Consider the following 17,085-nt stretch of genomic DNA (forward strand, 5'->3'; position numbering starts at 1 on the left):
TCGGCAGCACGGTCTGAGCGTCCGTACCGCCCGGTGCGGACCGCTCAGACCGTGATGTCCTTCGTGCTGAACCGGGCCCAGGCCGCCGAGCCGAACACCGCCAGATACAGCCCCTGCAACTCGGCGTTCTTGATCAGCTGGTCCCAGTAGACCGGCTGGCGGAGGAGATCCGCGAAGCTGAGCCAGTAGTGCGGGAAGAGATACGGCTGGATCGCGTGCAGCTGCGGGATCGTGTCCAGGATCTGCACCGTGACCACCAGCCCGACCGTGGTCGCCATGGCCGCGATCCCGCTGTTGGTCAGGGTCGAGACGAACAGGCCCACCGCCGCGATCCCCACCAGTGACAGCGCCACGACGCCCGCCACGCCGACCGCCCTTACCAGCGCGTCGCCGAAGGACACCGAGGTGCCGGAGATCAGCGTGACATCGCCGAGCGGGAACAGCATCGCCCCGGCCGCGAGCCCGGCGGCGGCCACCGCGAGGGTCGCGGCCAGGCAGAACGCCAGGATGGTGACGAACTTGGCGAGCAGCAGCCGGGCGCGCCCGGCGGGGGCGACCAGCAGATAGCGCAGCGTCCCCTGCCCCGCCTCACCGGCGATGGAGTCCCCGGCGATCACGCCGATGGCCATGGGCAGGAAGACGGGCAGCGTCGCCGCCAGCGCGGCGAAGACGAGGAAGATCCCGTTGTTGGTGATCTGGGAGAAGAAGGCGGGCCCGTCGCCGCTCGCTCCGCCTCCACCGCCGCCCCCGCCGCCCCGGCCGAAGCCGCCGCCGTCGCTGGTCTCGATCTTCACGGCGACACCGATGAGGACCGGGACGGCCGCGAGCACCCCGAGCAGCGCCAGCGTCCGCCAGCGGCGGAAGGTGGTGGACAGCTCGCTGCGGAACAGGGCCAGGGCCCACAGCGGACGCGGCCGGGTCTCAGCCGCCACAGCCGCTTCCGCCGTTCCGTCCACTTCCGTCGTTCCGGCCTCTTCCGTCGTTCCGGTCGCTTCCGCCTCTTCCGTCGTTCCGTCCGCTTCAGCCCGCGACATCGAACCCCTCCCCGGTCAGCGCGACGAAGGCGTCCTCCAGCGAGGCGCCCTCGACGCCGAACGCCCGTACCCGCACCCCGGCGCGCACCAGGGCGGCGTTCAGGTCGGCGGGCTCGGGCGCGGGTGAGGGCAGTTCCCCGGAGACCCGCTCCTCCAGGACCACCAGGTCCGTCACCCCGTGCTCCTTGAGGACGCGGACGGCGTCGGCCGGATCGGGGGTGGTGACGGACAGCCTGCCGCGGCTGCCCGCCGCCAGCTCGGCGACCGTGCCCTGGGCGATCAGCCTGCCCCGGGTCATGACCGCCGCATGGGTGCAGACCTGTTCGATCTCGTCGAGGAGGTGCGAGGAGAGGAAGACCGTGGTGCCCTCCCGGGCCAGCTCGCGCACCAGGGTACGGATCTCACGCATGCCCTGGGGGTCGAGCCCGTTGGTCGGCTCGTCGAGAACCAGCAGCTCACGCGGCTGGAGCAGGGCGGCGGCCAGGCCGAGGCGCTGCTTCATCCCCAGCGAGTACGCCCGGGCCTTCTTCCCCGCGGCGGCCCCGAGCCCGACCCGGTCCAGGGCCGCGGCGGCGCGGGAGGCCCGGGTGCGCGGGTCGGCGGTCGGGTCGGCGGCGTCGTAGCGCAGCAGGTTGTCCCGGCCGCTCAGATACGGGTAGAGGGCGGGCCCCTCGATGAGGGCGCCCACCCTCGGCAGCACGCTGCGGGCGGCGCGCGGCATCGGCCGCCCCAGCAGCCGGGCGCCGCCCGAGGTGGGCTCGATCAGGCCCATGAGCATGCGGATCGTCGTCGTCTTCCCCGAGCCGTTGGGCCCGAGGAAGCCGAAGACGCTGCCGCGCGGGACGGTCAGGTCGAGCGCGTCGACGGCGAGCTGCCCGCCCCGGTAGCGCTTGGTGAGCCCGCGGGTCTCCACCACGGCATCGCCGGACGGCTCGTCCACGGGCTCCCCTTACCTCTGACTGTTCCTACCCGGCCTTACTTGGCCTTGTTCGCGGCCGCGACCAGGGCGTCCTTGTCGACAGCGCCGACGAAGACCTTGCCGTCGTCGGTCATCAGCGCGTTCACCAGGCGGGTGCTGAACACCGTGCCGGAGCCGAAGTCGCCCTTGACCTTCGTGCCGAAGCTGCCGAGGAGACCGGAGGCCTCTCCGCCGTTGCCGCTCGGGGCGGAGGAGGGAGCGTCCTTGGACCCACCGGCGCCCTGGTCGTCGAGGCGGGCGATGGTGTCCCAGCCCTTCCCGGTGACGTTCAGCCCGGACAGGGAACCGGCCATGGCGCCCGCGCCGCCCGGGTGCTGACCCTTGAAGCTCTTCTCCTGGTGGTCCGAGGCGCCGTCCTCCTCGGTGACCTTGGCGCCCTTGGGCGGCGTGAAGTCGAAGGTGCCCGCGGCGGGCTTGCCGAAGTCCACCTTGGTGAAGCCCACGTCGACGGCGGCCTTGCCGCCGCTCTTCGGGGTGAGGGTGAACTTCAGCGGCACCCCGTTGTCCGCGTCGACCGCGATCCGGACCGAGCCGACCGTGGACGCGCTCTCCTTGGGCTTGATCAGCAGCTGGTAGGCGTCCCGCCCGGCGACCCGGGTGGTGCCGTCGACCGTCACCGAGGTGGTGTCGTCCACGGCGGCGAGCATCTGCTTCGCGAACTGCTGCGGGGTGGCATCGCCCAGGTCGCGGGGGGCCTCGCCCCGGTGGCCGCGCTTGCCCGCGGCGTCCTTGGGGGAGGTGGAGTGGAAGACGGAGTTGCTGCCGCTGTCGTACGCCCACAGCTGATCACCGTTGTGGATCATGCTGTACTCGGCGGCGTTCTCGACGATCGAGACCCGCTGCTTGTCGGGGCCGTCCGCGGCCACCCGCAGGGTGTGCGTACCGGACACCAGCTCGCTGAGCTTGGCCTCCGGCGAGGCGCCGTCGCCCTTCCCGCCCGCGAGGTCGTTCGCGGCACCGGCGAGGGAGCCGCCGCCCGGCAGCGTGGGGAGCCCCAGATCGGTGGTGATCTTCACCGAGCCGGACACCCGCTGCTGGTCCGAGGCGGCCATCTTGCTGATCAGCTGCTGTGCGGTGATCTTCGGCAGATCCGGGGCGCCGCTGCTGGCCAGCGCCGGGACCAGCCCGATCGTGGCGGCCGCGATGCCCGCCACCGCCACCGGGGCCCCGTAGCGGAGCGCCTTGGTGCGTCGTGTGGGCCGTTCCTCATCCCAGAAGCCGTCGTCGGCGACCTGTATCGGTCGGATTCGTGCCATGTGTGCTCTACCTCCGTCGTCGGCGGCGGTCGTCAGCCTGCACTCGTCCACCTCTCGGGCCATTGTCTCCCGATCCCGCCATGTGGTGGTCTTCCAATCCCACCAAATCGGAAGCGCCGATACGTCAGCCCGCAGGATCACGTCCGTGTACTGCTCGGGTATGACGTTCCGCGCCGCGGGAGGTATCCCCCTCGGGGTATCCCGTAGGGGCCACGGCTCCCGGGACGGCACGGGAAGACGGCCCCGGGACGGCACGGGAAGGGTGAGGTCACCCGGCCCGATGGGCCTAAGGTCACCCGGCCCGGTGGGCCACCGCGTCGCACAGGCCTTCCAGGGCCGACTTCGCCGCACCCTCCGGAAGGGGGGCCAGCATCGAACGGGCCTCCGCCGCATAGCGCAGCGTGTCCCGGCGGGCCTGCTCCAGGGCGGGGTGGGCGCGCAGCCGCCGCAGCACCTCCGCATGGCGGGCGTCGTCGGCGAGGTCGCCCGCGAGCAGCTCGCACAGCGCCCGGTCCTCCGGCGCGCCGGTCGTCTCCGCCCGCGCCCTCAGGTGCAGGACGGGGAGGGTGGCGATACCCTCGCGCAGATCGGTGCCGGGGGTCTTGCCGGACTCATGGCTGTCGCTGGCGATGTCCAGTACGTCGTCGGCCAGCTGGAAGGCCATGCCGAGCCGCTCGCCGTACTGGGTCAGGATGTTGACGATGGACTCGTCGGCGCCCGACATCATCGCGCCGAACCGCCCCGAGACGGCGATCAGCGAGCCCGTCTTGCCCGCGAGGACGTCGAGGTAGTGCTCGATGGGGTCGCGGCCGCGCGGTCCGGCGGTCTCCAGGATCTGACCCGTCACCAGCCGCTCGAACGCCTCCGCCTGGACCCGCACCGCCTCCGGACCCAGATCGGCCAGGACGTGCGAGGCGCGGGCGAAGAGGAAGTCACCGGTGAGCACCGCGACCGAATTGCCCCAGCGGGCATTGGCGCTGGGCACTCCGCGCCGCACCTCGGCCTCGTCCATCACGTCGTCGTGGTAGAGCGTGGCCAGATGCGTCAGCTCGACGACGACCGCCGAGGGCACCACACCGGGGGCGTACGGGTCGCCGAACTGGGCGGCCAGCAGCACCAGCAGCGGCCGGAACCGCTTGCCGCCCGCGCGCACCAGGTGCTGGGCGGCGTCGGTGATGAACGGTACGTCGCTCTTGGTGGCCTCCAGCAGACCTTCTTCGACAGCCGCCAGCCCGGCTTGGGTGTCGGCTTCCAGAGTCTGGTCCCGCACGCTCAGCCCGAAGGGCCCGATGACGCTCACGGGGTACTCCTGTCTGCCTACGTTCACGCGGAATGTCGATGTGTCGCCGCCTCCACCAAAAGGCAGCGTATCCGGTCGGGTATCGATCGCTGTGGGCGCCTTCCCGCCTTGTGCGCCGCACAAGGCCCCTCGCCCGGATCGACCGCCTTCCCCACGCCGTACCGCGATCACCAGCAGATCATTCATCATGCGGCCCCCGACCGTTCACCGGTCGGGGACCGGAACCGGGCCCAGGGGTGTCCGCCCCGGGCCCGGGTCGCTCATCCGCGCACGGTGGCCACCGCCTTCGCCAGCCGGGGCGACGCGTACTCGGTGCCGCAGACGAACCGCATCACCGGGCCGAAGGAGGCCGCCGCCTGGAGGCCGGTGAAATACAGCCCCGGCACGGACGAGCCATATCCCGCGTCCAGCCAGGGGCCGCCGGCGCCGGTGACCACCCCGGCGCGCAGTTCGGGGCCGAGGAAGCCGAGCGCGGCCAGGTTCATCCGGTAGCCCGTCGCGGCCATCACATGGTCCGCGGCCAGCTCCCCGACCCGGCCGCTGCCGCCGCGCAGGGTGAGCACCGGCCTGCCGCCGCTCTCCACGGTGACCCCGGTGACCCGCACCCCCTGGGTGACCTGCACCCGCCCCGCGAAGCGCTCGCGCAGCCACCAGGCGCCCTTGGGGCCGAGGACCTTGCGCACCAGATGCTCCCGGGCCGGTGCGGGCAGCCGCCGGAAGGCCGCCGCGTGGTACGACAGCGCGTACAGCGACCAGGCGCGCCCGAAGGGCGATTCGGGCCGCAGCCGGGGCTGACGGTCCGGCGGGGCGCCGAAGGCGACGGCGGCCCTCCCCCGCGCCACCACCCGCACCGACGCGGCGCCCGCCTCGGCCAGCAGCACCGCGCTCTCCAGCGCCGACTGCCCGGCGCCGACGACCACGACCTCGCGCCCCGCGAACCGCCCGAGGTCATGGTGGTGCGAACTGTGCGACACCGGCCCGGCAGCGGACGGTCCGTCGGGTACGGCGGCGGCGAACTCGGCGGGCAGATGGGCGAGGCCGCTGAGCCCGCTGGCCACGACGACGGCCCGCGCCGTGAACTGCTCCCCCGAGTCCAGCTTCAGCTCGAAGCCGCCGCCGCCCCGCCGGTCGACGGCCACGACCCGGGTCTGCTCCAGGTCCGGCACCAGCCGCTCCTGGAACCACAGCCCGTACCGCGCGAAGGTCTCGACGGGGATGATGTCCCAGTCGGACTGATACGGCGTGCCGCCCACCGCGTGGCAGTAGTCGAGCAGGGTGTGCCCCGGCTGCGGCGCGTCGATGGTCGACGCGACCGGGGTGGACTTGAGCAGCATGCCCGCGGGCATCTGCTCGCGCCAGCTCACCATCGGCTCGCCGAAGACGCGGACCGGCAGGCCGCGGGCGCGTAAGTGGGCGGCGGCCGACAGACCGTATGGACCGGCCCCGATGACTGCTACCGGATCGTTCACGAATCCCCTCCCCAAGGCGTTATCTGTTCTTGGCACGCCACATCCGGTACAGATGTGTCGCGCCGGGCCGCACGCTGCGCGCCAGCATGGTGAAGAACGGCCGCATGTCGTCGCGCGCGGCCCATGCCAGCTCGGTACCGCTCGCCCGGGCGGGCGCGTGCGGCGTGGTGTATCCACTGCGGCGGTAGGCGAGCAGGGCGGGCAGGTCGATGTTCTCGACGACGAACCGCCGCCCCGCCAGCTGCGCGGCCTCGGGCACCTTGCACCCCGTCAGATCGAGGTGCTGGGCCCGTACGACGTCGAGCCGCGCCTCGTTCTCGAAGAGCCGGAACTGCGCGCCCATCCGCGGGTTGAAGTCCAGCAGCTTGTACCGCCCGTCGCGCCGGTCGAAGCGCCAGTCCAGATCGACGATGCCGCTGAAGCCGATCCGCTTGATGAAGCGGGCCGCCATCCGGGCCAGCTCCTCGTTGTCCACCGCGTAGGCGCACGCCGTCATGCCCGCGTGCGGTGGCCAGGACCGCACCTTGACGCCGGTGAACATCACCAGCGGCGTGGACTCCGCGTCGAAGTAGGCGTGCACGATCCAGTCCTCGGCGGACTCCCGCGGCAGGTACTCCTGCAGGACCACCCCGGGCCGCGGCCCCCAGTCCCGGGCCAGCGCCAGCAGCTCGCGCGGCCCGGCGATCCGGGTCGTCCCGCCCACCGCCGGTCTCCTCCGCCGCTCGAACGCCTCCCGGTTCTTGGCGACGACCGGAAACCGCGCGCCCACCGCGAACGCCTTCACCTCGGCGTACGAACCGGGGAACGCCGCCTCCGGGGTGGGCACCCCGTGCTCGACGCACAGCTCGTGCAGGCCCTGCTTGCTGGCCAGCCGTCTGGGCAACCCCGACTCGGTGCGCGGGAAGAGGAACCGGCCCTCCCCGGCGAGCACATCGGCATGCTCGCCGATCAGCACCGCCGCCTCCTCGTCGGTGGGCAGCAGGACGGCCGGACGGCCGATCGCCCGCCCTGCCCTCAGCAGCCCCTCCACCAGCCACTCCGGCCGCTCCCTGCCGGTGGTCGGCCAGACGAAGGCCCGCTGGAGATAGCGCGACCGGGCGGCCGGGGTCCAACGGTCCTCGGTGACCGCGTACATGGGGATGCCGAGACGGCCCAGGGAGCGGATGGCCCCCACACCCCCGTGATGCAGCGGGTAATCGCCTATCTTCACGATCAGCCCCGGCACGGAACGGTCCACCGCGAATGGCACAGCACTGCTCGCCACGAGCCCCCCTCGGTCACCCCACCGCAGTGGTCCCCCCACTGTGCGTGACCTGATGAAGGACGCTACTTCGGAATTACCTCCTCCAGCAAGGATTATCCGGACATTGCCATCCCTTTAGGCGGCAGTCGCCCCACAGGGGTGGACCGCCCCCGGGCCATAGGGTGTGGCCTGGCCCGACCGTGGCGACGAGGAGAAGGCGAGACAGCACCCATGGCGCAGCGAAGCCCGCTCGACCTGCCCGAAGGCGATCCCTTCGGCCCGGACAACCTCCCCTATGGCGTCTTCACCACCTCCGACGCCCCTCATCTGCGGAAAATCGGCGTGCGCTACGGCGGTCATGTGCTGGACGCGGGCGCCGCGGCGGCGGTCGCGGCCTCCCCGCACGCCGAACTGCTCGGCGCGTCCTCGCTCAACCCGCTGATGGCCGCGGGCCGTCCGGTCTGGCAGGCCGTCCGCGCGGAGCTGCGCGACTGGCTGACCAACCCGGCGCACCGGCACGCCATCGAGCCCCTGATGCACCCCCTCACCACTCTCGCGCTCCACCTCCCGGTCGAGGTGGCGGACTATGCCGACTTCTTCGCCAGCGAGCATCACGCCTCCAACGCGGGCAAGATCTTCCGGCCGGACGCCGAGGCTCTCACCCCCAACTGGAAGCACATGCCGATCGGCTACCACGGCCGGGCCGGTACCGTGCTCGTCTCGGGCTCGCCCATCGTCCGCCCCCAGGGTCAGCACCTGCCCCCGGCCGCTCCCGCATCGCCCGACCCCTCATCTCCCGCCCCGGCATCGCCTGCCCCCTCATCGCCCGCTCCCGCATCGTCCGCTCCTCCCCGGCCGGTGTTCGGCCCCTCGCTGCGCCTCGACTTCGAAGCCGAGGTCGCGTTCGTCGTCGGTGCGCCCTCCCCTCTGAATACACCGCTGCCCCTCGCCGGGTTCCACGATCACGTCTTCGGCGTCTGCCTTCTCAACGACTGGTCCGCCCGCGACATCCAGGCCTGGGAGTACCGCCCCCTCGGCCCCTTCCTCGGCAAGTCCTTCGCCACCTCCCTCGCCGCCTGGGTCACCCCGCTGGACGCCCTCGCCGCGGCCCGTACCGCCCCGCCCGCCCGCGACGTACCCCCGCTCCCCTACCTCGACGACTCGGCCGCCGAGCCCGGCGGGTTCGATCTGCGCCTCGAAGTCGCCGTCAACGGCCACACCGTCTCCCGGCCCCCCTTCTCCGCCATGTACTGGACGGCGGCCCAGCAGCTCGCCCACCTGACCGTGAACGGCGCCTCGCTGCGCACCGGCGACCTCTTCGCCTCCGGCACGGTCAGCGGCCCCGGCCCGGACGAGCTGGGCTGCCTGCTCGAACTGACCTGGGGCGGCCGCGATCCGCTGCGCCTCCCCGGCGGCACCCGGACCTTCCTGGAAGACGGCGACGAAGTGACCCTCACCGCCTGGGCCCCCGGCCCGGACGGGGTCCGTATCGGTATGGGCGAGGTGACCGGCCACGTTGTCCCGGCTGCGTCATGAGCGGCTGCTAATTTGTCGTGCTCCTGCCCTGATGACCTGGCTATCTGAGGAGAAGCGCGTGAAGAAGGCAGCGAGCATCGCCGGAACGGTGGCCGCGGCCGCCCTACTGCTGACGGCGTGCGGCAGCGACAGCGACGAGGGGACGAAGGACACCTCCAAGGACACCCCGTCGGCGCAGGAGTCGAGCGCCCCGGCGGAGGGGGGCGCGGACTCCACGATCACCGGCGCCTACCTCGCCAAGACCGGCAGCCAGACGCTCATCCTGTCCATCAGCGGCGAGAAGGCCTCCCTGATCGCGGGCAAGCACATCTGCAACGGTGAGTACACCGACACCGGCGAGAAGATGCTGATGTTCAAGTGCGCCGACGGCAACACCGACCGCACCATGGGCAAGGTGGCCCCGAGCGGGGACGGCAAGACGCTCACCGTCGACTGGGACGCGCTCTCCGAGAACGACACGTTCACCCGGACCACCTCCCCCAGCGACATCCCGTCGGGCATTCCGACCTCGCTGCCCTCCGGCCTCCCCACCGACCTGCCGAAGGACATCCCCTCCGGCTGATCCACTTCCACCGCGCGCGGGCCCCCGGCGACACCGCCGGGGGCCCGCGCGCGTGGCGGCAGTGGCAGATCTTGCTTTCGCTCCGGTGAAAGGCGCAGGTCGGGGCGGTTTCCAAGGGACCGCCAGGTGGCGCAATGTGCTGGCAACACCACCGCACCGGCCCCGTCGGTATGGTCCGAACGAGACCCGCCGCCCAGCACACCCCGGAGCCGGCCGATGCCAGCCGAACGCACCCGCGAACGCACCCGCGAGCACGCCCCGCCGCTCGCCGCCGCGCGCCGTCGCCGGTTGCGCGCCGACCAGGCCAGGCAGCTCGCCGATCTGCTCCGCCACCAGATCCTCACCGGCGGCTTCCCCGGCGGCGTCCTGCCGCTGGAGGACGCGCTCGGCGCGGACTACGGCGCGTCCCGCAACACCGTGCGCCTGGCACTCGACCTGCTGCGCGCCGAGCGGCTGGTGGAGCGGCAGCCGGGCGTGGGCACGGTCGTCGTGGCCGAGAAGTACCCGCACGGCCTCGACCGGCTGCAGGGGCTGGCCGAGACCCTGAAGGAACACGGCCGGGTCACCAACGAGGTGCGCACCGTCGGTCCGGTGCCCGCACCGGCCTGTGTCGCCGACCGGCTGCGGGTCCCCGTACACACCGATGTCCTCTACGTCGAGCGGCTGCGGCAGCTCGACGGACTGCCGCTCTCCCTCGACCTCACCTACCTCCCGATGGACATCGGCGCCGAGCTGCTGGGCGCCGACCTGGAGAACACCGACGTCTTCCGGCTGATCGAGAAGATCACCGGACAGCGGCTCGGCACCGCCGAGATCACCCTTGAGGCCGTCAACGCCGACGCCCACTCGGCCGCTGTGCTCCAGGCCCCGCGCGGCGCGGCCGTCCTCATGCTGGAACGGCTCAGCCACCTGGCCGACGGACGCCCGGTGGACCTGGAGTTCATCCGGTTCCGCGGCGACCGGATCACCATGAGCGGACTGCTGCGCCGTACCACCTGAAACCGCCCCCACCGCCCCCTTCACCACCCTTCACGCCCCCCTTTCACGCCCTCCCTGGAGACAGCCATGCCTCTGACACCCCAGCGTGCCGACGTCCCCGTGACGATCGACGAGTCGAAGTGCATCGACGGCTGCACCCTGTGCGTGGACATGTGCCCCCTGGACTCCCTCGCGATCCACCCCGACAGCGGCAAGGCGTACATGCACGTCGACGAGTGCTGGTACTGCGGCCCGTGCGCCGCCCGCTGTCCCACCGACGCGGTCACGGTCAACATGCCCTATCTCCTGAGGTGAAAGGCCCCCCGATGCAGCGCACGACCCTTCCGGCCGCTCTTGCCGCCGGCGCCCTGCTGCTGTCCCTGACCGGCTGCGGCGGCGACGCGGAAGCGGGCGGCAAGACCGTGACCGTCACCGTCGGCTACCAGTCCAAGACCATCAACACCACGACCGCGGGCACCCTGCTGCGCTCGCTCGGCTACTTCGAACGCGAACTGCGCGCGCTCGGCCACCGCAAGGGCGTCACCTACAAGGTGAAGTGGCAGGACTACGCCACCGGGGCGCCCATCACCGCGCAGATGGTGGCCGGAAAGGTCGACATCGGCTCGATGGGCGACTTCCCGCTGCTGATCAACTCCGGGCGCGGCACCCAGTTGAACGCGCCCACCCGCCTCGTCTCCGTGACCGGCTACAACCTGCGCGGCGGCCTCAACACGATCGTCACCAAGCCCGGATCGAAGCTGCGCGACCTGTCCGACCTGCGCGGCAAGAAGGTCTCCACCAGCGTCGGTTCGGCCGCCGACGGCACGCTCGTGCGCGCCCTTCAAGGCGCCGGTATCGACCCGGAGAACGGCGTCGAGAAGCTCAACCAGCAGCCAGCCGTCGGCGCCTCCGCCCTGGAGGCGGGCAGCGTGGACGCCCTCTCGCAGTTCGTGGCCTGGCCGGGGCTGCTGGCCTTCCAGGGGAAGGCCAAGGCGCTGTACGACGGCGCCCGGCTGAACCTGCCGACCTTCCACGGTGTCACCGCGCGCGACGCGTTCGCTCACGACAACCCGGACGTCCTCCAGGCGTTCCTGTCCGCCCAGATCGACGCCACCCGCTATCTGGACGACCATCCGCTCACCGCCGCACAGAAGGTGGCGAAGGCGACCGGGCTGCCGCCCGAGGTGGTCTACCTCTACAACGGCGAGGGCGGCATCTCCACCTTCGACCCCGCCCTCAAACCCGCGCTGATCGCCGCCCTGAAGAAGGACGTCCCGATCCTGCGCAAGGCCAAACTGACCGGCCCGGTGGACGTGAAGTCCTTCATCGACGACCGGTATCTGAAACGGGCGTACGGGAGCGCGGGCGCCTACGCGAAGGCGCTGCGCGCCGCCCCGCCCGCCTCCCCGAACCAGGTGTGGCTCCAGGGCGAGAACACCGTCCGCAGCTTCCCCTCGTCCGCCGCGCTGCTCCGCTTCACCGCCGCCCACCAGGGCAAGGTCCGGGCCGCGTACGTGCCCGACGCGGGTACGGGGACGCGCTGGTTCGCGGACCGGGCGGTGTGGGCCGAGGACGGCGGGCAGCCGCACGCGTTCGTCTCGGCGGCCAACGCCCGTACGTGGATCGCCGCGCACCCCGGCGCCCGGACCGTCTCGTACGCCACGGCGCTGAAGGAGGCGAAGTGACCACCTCAGCCGAAGGCAGCACGGTCTCCGCCGAAGGAAGCGCCGGAGGAAGCGCGGTCGCCACCGTCCCCGTACGCCCGGCGCCCGCGCCCGGCACCGCACCACCGAGCCGCCGCCCCTGGCCGCGGTACGCGCTGCGCGCCGCCTCCCTGCTGGCCGCGCTCGGCCTGTGGCAGCTGCTCACCTCGCTGAAGGTCACCCTGTGGCTGCGGTTCGCGCAGTTCCCGACCGTCACCCAGGTCGCCCACACGTTCGCCGGGCGCCTGGCCACCGGCTCCTACTGGCAGGACCTGACCGACAGCCTCACCCGTATCCTCACCGGCTTCGCGCTCGCCGCGGTCCTCGGCGTCGCCGTCGGCACCGCGATCGCCCGCTCGCCGCTGGCGTCCGACCTGCTGAGCCCGGTCCTCGAAGTGCTCCGCCCGATCCCGGCCATCGCCCTCGTCCCGGTCGCGATCCTGCTGTTCCCCAGCAATGAACAGGGCATCGTCTTCATCACCTTCACCGCCGCCTTCTTCCCCGTCATGGTCAGCACCCGGCACACGGTGCGCGCCCTGACCCCGGTGTGGGAGGAGGCCGTGCTGACCATGGGCGGCGGCCGGTGGCGCGTCCTGGGCTCGGTGGTACTGCCGGGCGCGCTGCCCGGCATCCTCGGCGGTCTTTCGGTCGGCATCGGCGTCTCGTGGATCTGTGTGATCTCCGCCGAGATGATCTCCGGCGCGTACGGGGTCGGCTACCGCACCTGGCAGGACTACACGATCGTCGACTATCCGGGCGTCTTCGTCGGCATGACCACCATCGGCCTCCTCGGCTGGCTGACCTCCACCGCGGTGGAGCTGGCGGGCCGCCGGCTGACCCGCTGGCTGCCGCGTACCGAGAACACCGCCCCGTCGGCGCACCTCATCAGGAAGGGCACCCCGTGACCACGCCCGATGTCGCCACCGCCCCGCCGGTCACCGCCCCGGCCCCGCCCGGTCTGCGGCTGCGCCTGGACGGCGCCGTCCTGGGCCGCCCCGGGGCGCCCGTCCTGCACGGCCTCGGCCTGGACGTGGCGCCCGGCGAGGTGCTGACCGTCGTCGGCCCGTCCGGCTGCGGCAAATCGACCCTGCTGCGCACGCTGGCCGGGCTGCTGCCCGCCCTCGGCGGGCGGGTCACCCAGGACGGCGAGCCGCTCATCCGCCCCGCCGCCGACCGCGCCCTAGTCTTCCAGGACGACGCGCTGCTCCCCTGGCGCACCGTCCACGCCAATGTGGAACTCCCCCTCGTCATACGGGGCGTACCGCGCGCCGCACGCCGCGCCCGGGCCACGGAATGGCTGGAGCGGGTCGGGCTCACCGACCACGCCCGGCGCCTTCCGCACCAGCTCTCCGGCGGACAGCGGCAGCGCGTACAGCTCGCCCGCGCGCTGGCCGGTGCGCCGCGCGCCGTCCTGATGGACGAGCCGTTCGGCGCGCTCGACGCCCAGACCCGGGCCGGGATGCAGCGACTGCTGGTGGAGGTGTTGCGCGGGACGCACGCCACCGTCGTCTTCGTCACCCACGACGTGGACGAGGCGATCTTCCTCGGCGACCGCATCGCCCTCCTGGACGGCGCGGGCACGGCCCGGGTGCTCGACGTACCGCATCCGCGCGAGCGCGCCGCGCACGACGCCGCCGCGACGGTCGCGCTGCGCCGCCGGGTCCTCGAATCCCTCGGCACCTGAACTCGGCACCTGAAAGGGCCTCTCGTGACAACCCCGCACCCCCTGGAAATCCCGGCGCTCGACGCGGCCGAGGAGCTGTCCTGCGACGTCCTGGTCATCGGCGGCGGCACGGCCGGCACCATGGCCGCGCTCACCGCAGCCGAGCGCGGGGCCTCCGTCCTCCTGCTGGAGAAGGCGCACGTCCGGCACTCCGGCGCGCTCGCCATGGGCATGGACGGCGTGAACAACGCGGTCGTCCCCGGCCGGGCCGAACCCGACGACTACGTCGCCGAGATCACCCGCGCCAACGACGGCATCGTCGACCAGTCCACCGTCCGGCAGACCGCCACCCGGGGCTTCGACATGGTCAAGCGCCTGGAGCGGTACGGGGTGAAGTTCGAGAAGGACGAGCACGGCGAATACGCGGTCCGCCAAGTGCACCGCTCCGGCTCGTACGTCCTGCCGATGCCCGAGGGCAAGGACGTCAAGAAGGTCCTCTACCGGCAGCTGCGGCGGCGCGAGATGCGCGAGCGCATCCGGATCGAGAACCGGGTCATGCCGGTCCGCGTCCTGACGGCGGGCGGCCGGGCCGTCGGCGCCGCGGGCTTCCACACCCGCACCGGCCACTTCGTCACCGTGCGGGCCGGGGCCGTCATCCTCGCCACCGGCGCGTGCGGCCGCCTCGGGCTGCCCGCCAGCGGCTATCTGTACGGGACGTACGAGAACCCCACCAACGCGGGCGACGGCTACGCCATGGCGTACCACGCGGGCGCCGAGCTGACCGGGATCGAATGCTTCCAGATCAACCCGCTGATCAAGGACTACAACGGCCCGGCCTGCGCCTACGTCGCCAACCCCTTCGGCGGCTACCAGGTCAACCGGCACGGTGAGCGGTTCGTCGACTCCGACTACTGGTCCGGGCAGATGATGTCCGAGTTCGCGGCGGAGGTGGCGAGCGAGCGCGGCCCGGTCTATCTGAAGCTCAGCCATCTGCCGGAGGAGTCCGTGGCGGCGCTGGAGTCCATCCTGCACTCCACCGAACGCCCCACCCGTGCCGCCTTCCACGCGGGGCGCGGCCATGACTACCGCACCCACGACGTGGAGATGCACATCTCCGAGATCGGCCTGTGCGGCGGCCATTCGGCCTCGGGCGTACGGGTCGACGCACACGCCCGCACCACGGTGCCGGGGCTGTACGCGGCCGGGGACCTCGCGTGCGTACCGCACAACTACATGATCGGAGCCTTCGTCTTCGGCGATCTGGCGGGCGAGGACGCCGCCCAGTACCGGGCGTACGACGGCGAACTGCCGCGCGACCAGCTCGCCGACGCGCACGCGCTGGTGTACGCGCCGCTGCGGAACCCGGACGGACCGCCGCAGCCACAGGTCGAGTACAAGCTGCGGCGCTTCGTGAACGACTACGTCGCCCCGCCCAAGAGCGGCGCCCGGCTCTCGCTGGCCGTCGAGGCGTTCGAGCGGATGCGCGGGGACATCGCGGACATGGGCGCCCGCACCCCGCACGAACTCATGCGGTGCGCGGAGGTCACCTTCATCCGCGACTGCGCCGAGATGGCGGCGCGGTCCTCGCTCGCCCGGACGGAGAGCCGCTGGGGGCTCTACCACGAGCGCACGGACCATCCGCGGCGCGACGACACGGACTGGCTGCACCATCTGGATCTGCGGAAGTCGGCCTCGGGGGCGATGGAGTTCACCGCGCGTCCAGTGGCTCCGTACCTCGTCCCGATCGAGGAGTACGCCCCCGTCGGCGGGGCGTCCCGCGAGATCGGCGAGGTGTGGCCCGAACAGGTCGCCACGGCGGGCCCGCGCGAGGCCGCGCCGCACGGATCGGGGGCGTCCGTCGACAGCTCCCGGCACGACGAAGCAGAAGCATCCACCCCGGCCTCCTCCCCCCGCATCCTCGAACTCCTCGCTCTGGCCGAGGAACAGCCCGAACTCCCGGCCCTGCGGCCCTACCTGGCCGACCCGGACCCGGCGGTCCGCCGGGCCGCCGTCGCCACCCTCACCGAAACCGCCCCACCGGGCACCGGCCCGGCCCTGGCGGAGGCGCTGGCCGACCCGGACGCCGGGGTACGCGCCGGGGCGGCGGCGTCCCTGCGCGAGCTGGTAGAGGTGCTGCCCCCGGAAACCTCCCTCCGCGAACCGCTGCTGCACGCCCTGGAGGTGACCGACCCGGCGGTACGGGCGGCAGCCCTGGACGTCCTGCGCGCGCTGAGCCTCGGCGACGCGGCGCTGTTCGCCCGGGCCCTGACCGACGCGACGATCGAGGTCCGCCTCCAGGCCGTGCGGGCGCTGGTGTCGGTGGACGCGCTCACCGCGCTGGAGCCGGGCACCGCGGACGCCTCGCGCGAGGTCCGGGTGGCGACGGCGGCCGCGCTGGGCACCCTGGCGCCCGGCGCCCCGGCGGCGGAGGCCCGCCGCCTTCTCACGCCCCTGCTCCACGACGGCGACGTCCTCGTACGGGCCGCCGCCCTGGAATCCCTGGCCTCGGCCGGCTGCCCGCCGCCGCTGGACGCGGAGGCACTGGCGGCCCAGCAGGACCCCGCATGGCAGGTCCGCCGGGCCGCGGCGACAGCACTGTCCGCCGCCGCCCCGGACCTCGGCATCCCCGCCCTGGCCGAGGCCCTGTCCGACCCCCACGCCGACGTCCGCAAGGCAGCAGTCCTGGCCCTGCTCCCCCTGGCAGAGCAGAACCCAGCCGCCCGAGAGGCCCTGTCCACGGTCCACTCCGACCCAGACGCCGACGTCCGCGCCTACGCGTCCAAGGCGACCGCCTAGCGGGGCCATTTCCCCCACCCCGCCCCTTCCCGAACCCAGGGGGCCAGCCCCCCGGACCCCCGCCCCGGGGCTCCGCCCCGCACCCCTGGCCGAGCTGGTCCCGCAGCCCGGCCCTTCTGTGGCGGAGACGCGCCCCGCCACCGCGGATCGAGGCTCCGCCGGGGCGTGTGCCGGTTTCCCAGGCCCCGGGACGGGCGGGGCGCGCGCGGCACAGCCGCGGGCGGGGCCAGCGGGGCGAGCCCCCGCAGACCCCTATACCAGCCCACGGCGACTCCGACGCCCCACTCGCCCACGCCGGGCTACGCGTTGGTGGACCAGGCGGCCGCTGCCCGCCACTGACCGCACCGGGCCGACACGTTCGCTGGGCCAGCCCCCGGGGCGGGGCACGGCCGTGAATGCCCGTTCCCCAAACGCCGCGCGATGCCGCGTCCGGAGGACGCATGCGGGGGTCCAGGGGACGCAGCCCTCTGGGTTCGGGAAGGGGCGGGGTGGGGTGGGGTGGGGAAAACAGCGCCGCCCCGGGCGGGCACCGTCGCGGTGTCCGTCCGGGGCGGAGCGCCCTGGGT

Annotated in this window: 14 protein-coding genes; 8 read left to right on the forward strand and 6 right to left on the reverse strand. The window is 72.8% G+C overall.

From position 1 onward, the window contains the following. Positions 1-44 precede the first annotated feature (44 nt). The 6 genes from ABZ370_RS32130 to ABZ370_RS32155 all read right to left on the reverse strand — a co-directional run bounded on the left by ABZ370_RS32130 (position 45) and on the right by ABZ370_RS32155 (position 7,302). Positions 45-1,034, reverse strand: a complete 990-nt coding sequence (locus ABZ370_RS32130; protein WP_358627850.1) for an ABC transporter permease subunit — start codon at positions 1,032-1,034, stop codon at positions 45-47. Then, positions 1,021-1,974 carry an ABC transporter ATP-binding protein gene (locus ABZ370_RS32135; RefSeq protein WP_358627853.1) on the reverse strand — a complete coding sequence of 318 codons (954 nt, stop codon included), beginning with the start codon at positions 1,972-1,974 and terminating at the stop codon, positions 1,021-1,023. The genes ABZ370_RS32130 and ABZ370_RS32135 overlap by 14 nt, the downstream gene beginning before the upstream one ends. A gap of 35 nt (positions 1,975-2,009) precedes the next feature. Continuing rightward, on the reverse strand, positions 2,010-3,269 hold the full coding sequence (locus tag ABZ370_RS32140) for a DUF2092 domain-containing protein (protein ID WP_358627856.1): 1,260 nt from the start codon (positions 3,267-3,269) through the stop codon (positions 2,010-2,012). A 292-nt stretch (positions 3,270-3,561) separates the two neighbouring features. After that, positions 3,562-4,569 (reverse strand): polyprenyl synthetase family protein, encoded by a 1,008-nt coding sequence (locus ABZ370_RS32145; protein WP_358627859.1) that lies wholly within the window; start codon positions 4,567-4,569, stop codon positions 3,562-3,564. Positions 4,570-4,829: 260 nt separating this feature from the next. Beyond that, positions 4,830-6,038 carry an FAD-dependent oxidoreductase gene (locus tag ABZ370_RS32150; protein WP_358627862.1) on the reverse strand — a complete coding sequence of 403 codons (1,209 nt, stop codon included), beginning with the start codon at positions 6,036-6,038 and terminating at the stop codon, positions 4,830-4,832. Between the two features lie 19 nt (positions 6,039-6,057). After that, a complete protein-coding gene (locus tag ABZ370_RS32155) occupies positions 6,058-7,302 on the reverse strand; it encodes an ATP-grasp domain-containing protein (RefSeq protein WP_358627865.1) in 1,245 nt (414 codons plus the stop codon). Between the two features lie 210 nt (positions 7,303-7,512). Here ABZ370_RS32155 and fahA point away from each other — a divergent pair, with 210 nt between their 5' ends. The 8 genes from fahA (at position 7,513) to ABZ370_RS32195 (ending at position 16,519) form a co-directional block, all read left to right on the forward strand. Continuing rightward, a complete protein-coding gene (fahA, locus tag ABZ370_RS32160; RefSeq protein WP_358627867.1) occupies positions 7,513-8,817 on the forward strand; it encodes a fumarylacetoacetase in 1,305 nt (434 codons plus the stop codon). A 58-nt stretch (positions 8,818-8,875) separates the two neighbouring features. Then, a complete protein-coding gene (locus ABZ370_RS32165; protein ID WP_358627870.1) occupies positions 8,876-9,379 on the forward strand; it encodes a hypothetical protein in 504 nt (167 codons plus the stop codon). A 216-nt stretch (positions 9,380-9,595) separates the two neighbouring features. Then, positions 9,596-10,378 (forward strand): GntR family transcriptional regulator, encoded by a 783-nt coding sequence (locus ABZ370_RS32170; protein WP_358627873.1) that lies wholly within the window; start codon positions 9,596-9,598, stop codon positions 10,376-10,378. A gap of 66 nt (positions 10,379-10,444) precedes the next feature. After that, a complete protein-coding gene (locus ABZ370_RS32175; protein WP_358627876.1) occupies positions 10,445-10,672 on the forward strand; it encodes a ferredoxin family protein in 228 nt (75 codons plus the stop codon). 11 nt (positions 10,673-10,683) lie between these two features. Further along, positions 10,684-12,042, forward strand: coding sequence for an ABC transporter substrate-binding protein (locus ABZ370_RS32180; RefSeq protein WP_358627879.1), 1,359 nt, complete (start codon positions 10,684-10,686; stop codon positions 12,040-12,042). Positions 12,043-12,176: 134 nt separating this feature from the next. Continuing rightward, positions 12,177-12,965: an ABC transporter permease gene (locus ABZ370_RS32185; RefSeq protein ID WP_358628123.1), complete on the forward strand. Its 789-nt coding sequence runs from the start codon at positions 12,177-12,179 to the stop codon at positions 12,963-12,965. Positions 12,966-13,018: 53 nt separating this feature from the next. Further along, positions 13,019-13,744 carry an ABC transporter ATP-binding protein gene (locus ABZ370_RS32190; protein WP_358628126.1) on the forward strand — a complete coding sequence of 242 codons (726 nt, stop codon included), beginning with the start codon at positions 13,019-13,021 and terminating at the stop codon, positions 13,742-13,744. A 24-nt stretch (positions 13,745-13,768) separates the two neighbouring features. Further along, a complete protein-coding gene (locus ABZ370_RS32195) occupies positions 13,769-16,519 on the forward strand; it encodes a fumarate reductase/succinate dehydrogenase flavoprotein subunit (RefSeq protein ID WP_358627882.1) in 2,751 nt (916 codons plus the stop codon). The last annotated feature ends 566 nt before the right edge of the window (positions 16,520-17,085 follow it).

This window comes from Streptomyces sp. NPDC005962, assembly GCF_040629205.1.
Taxonomy (GTDB): domain Bacteria; phylum Actinomycetota; class Actinomycetes; order Streptomycetales; family Streptomycetaceae; genus Streptomyces.

Coding starts and splice junctions, on each gene's coding strand:
- ABZ370_RS32130 (WP_358627850.1), bottom strand. CDS start 1,034: ATGTCGCGGGCTGAAGCGGACGGAACGACGGAAGAGGCGGAAGCGACC.
- ABZ370_RS32140 (WP_358627856.1), bottom strand. CDS start 3,269: ATGGCACGAATCCGACCGATACAGGTCGCCGACGACGGCTTCTGGGAT.
- fahA (WP_358627867.1), top strand. CDS start 7,513: ATGGCGCAGCGAAGCCCGCTCGACCTGCCCGAAGGCGATCCCTTCGGC.
- ABZ370_RS32170 (WP_358627873.1), top strand. CDS start 9,596: ATGCCAGCCGAACGCACCCGCGAACGCACCCGCGAGCACGCCCCGCCG.
- ABZ370_RS32175 (WP_358627876.1), top strand. CDS start 10,445: ATGCCTCTGACACCCCAGCGTGCCGACGTCCCCGTGACGATCGACGAG.
- ABZ370_RS32180 (WP_358627879.1), top strand. CDS start 10,684: ATGCAGCGCACGACCCTTCCGGCCGCTCTTGCCGCCGGCGCCCTGCTG.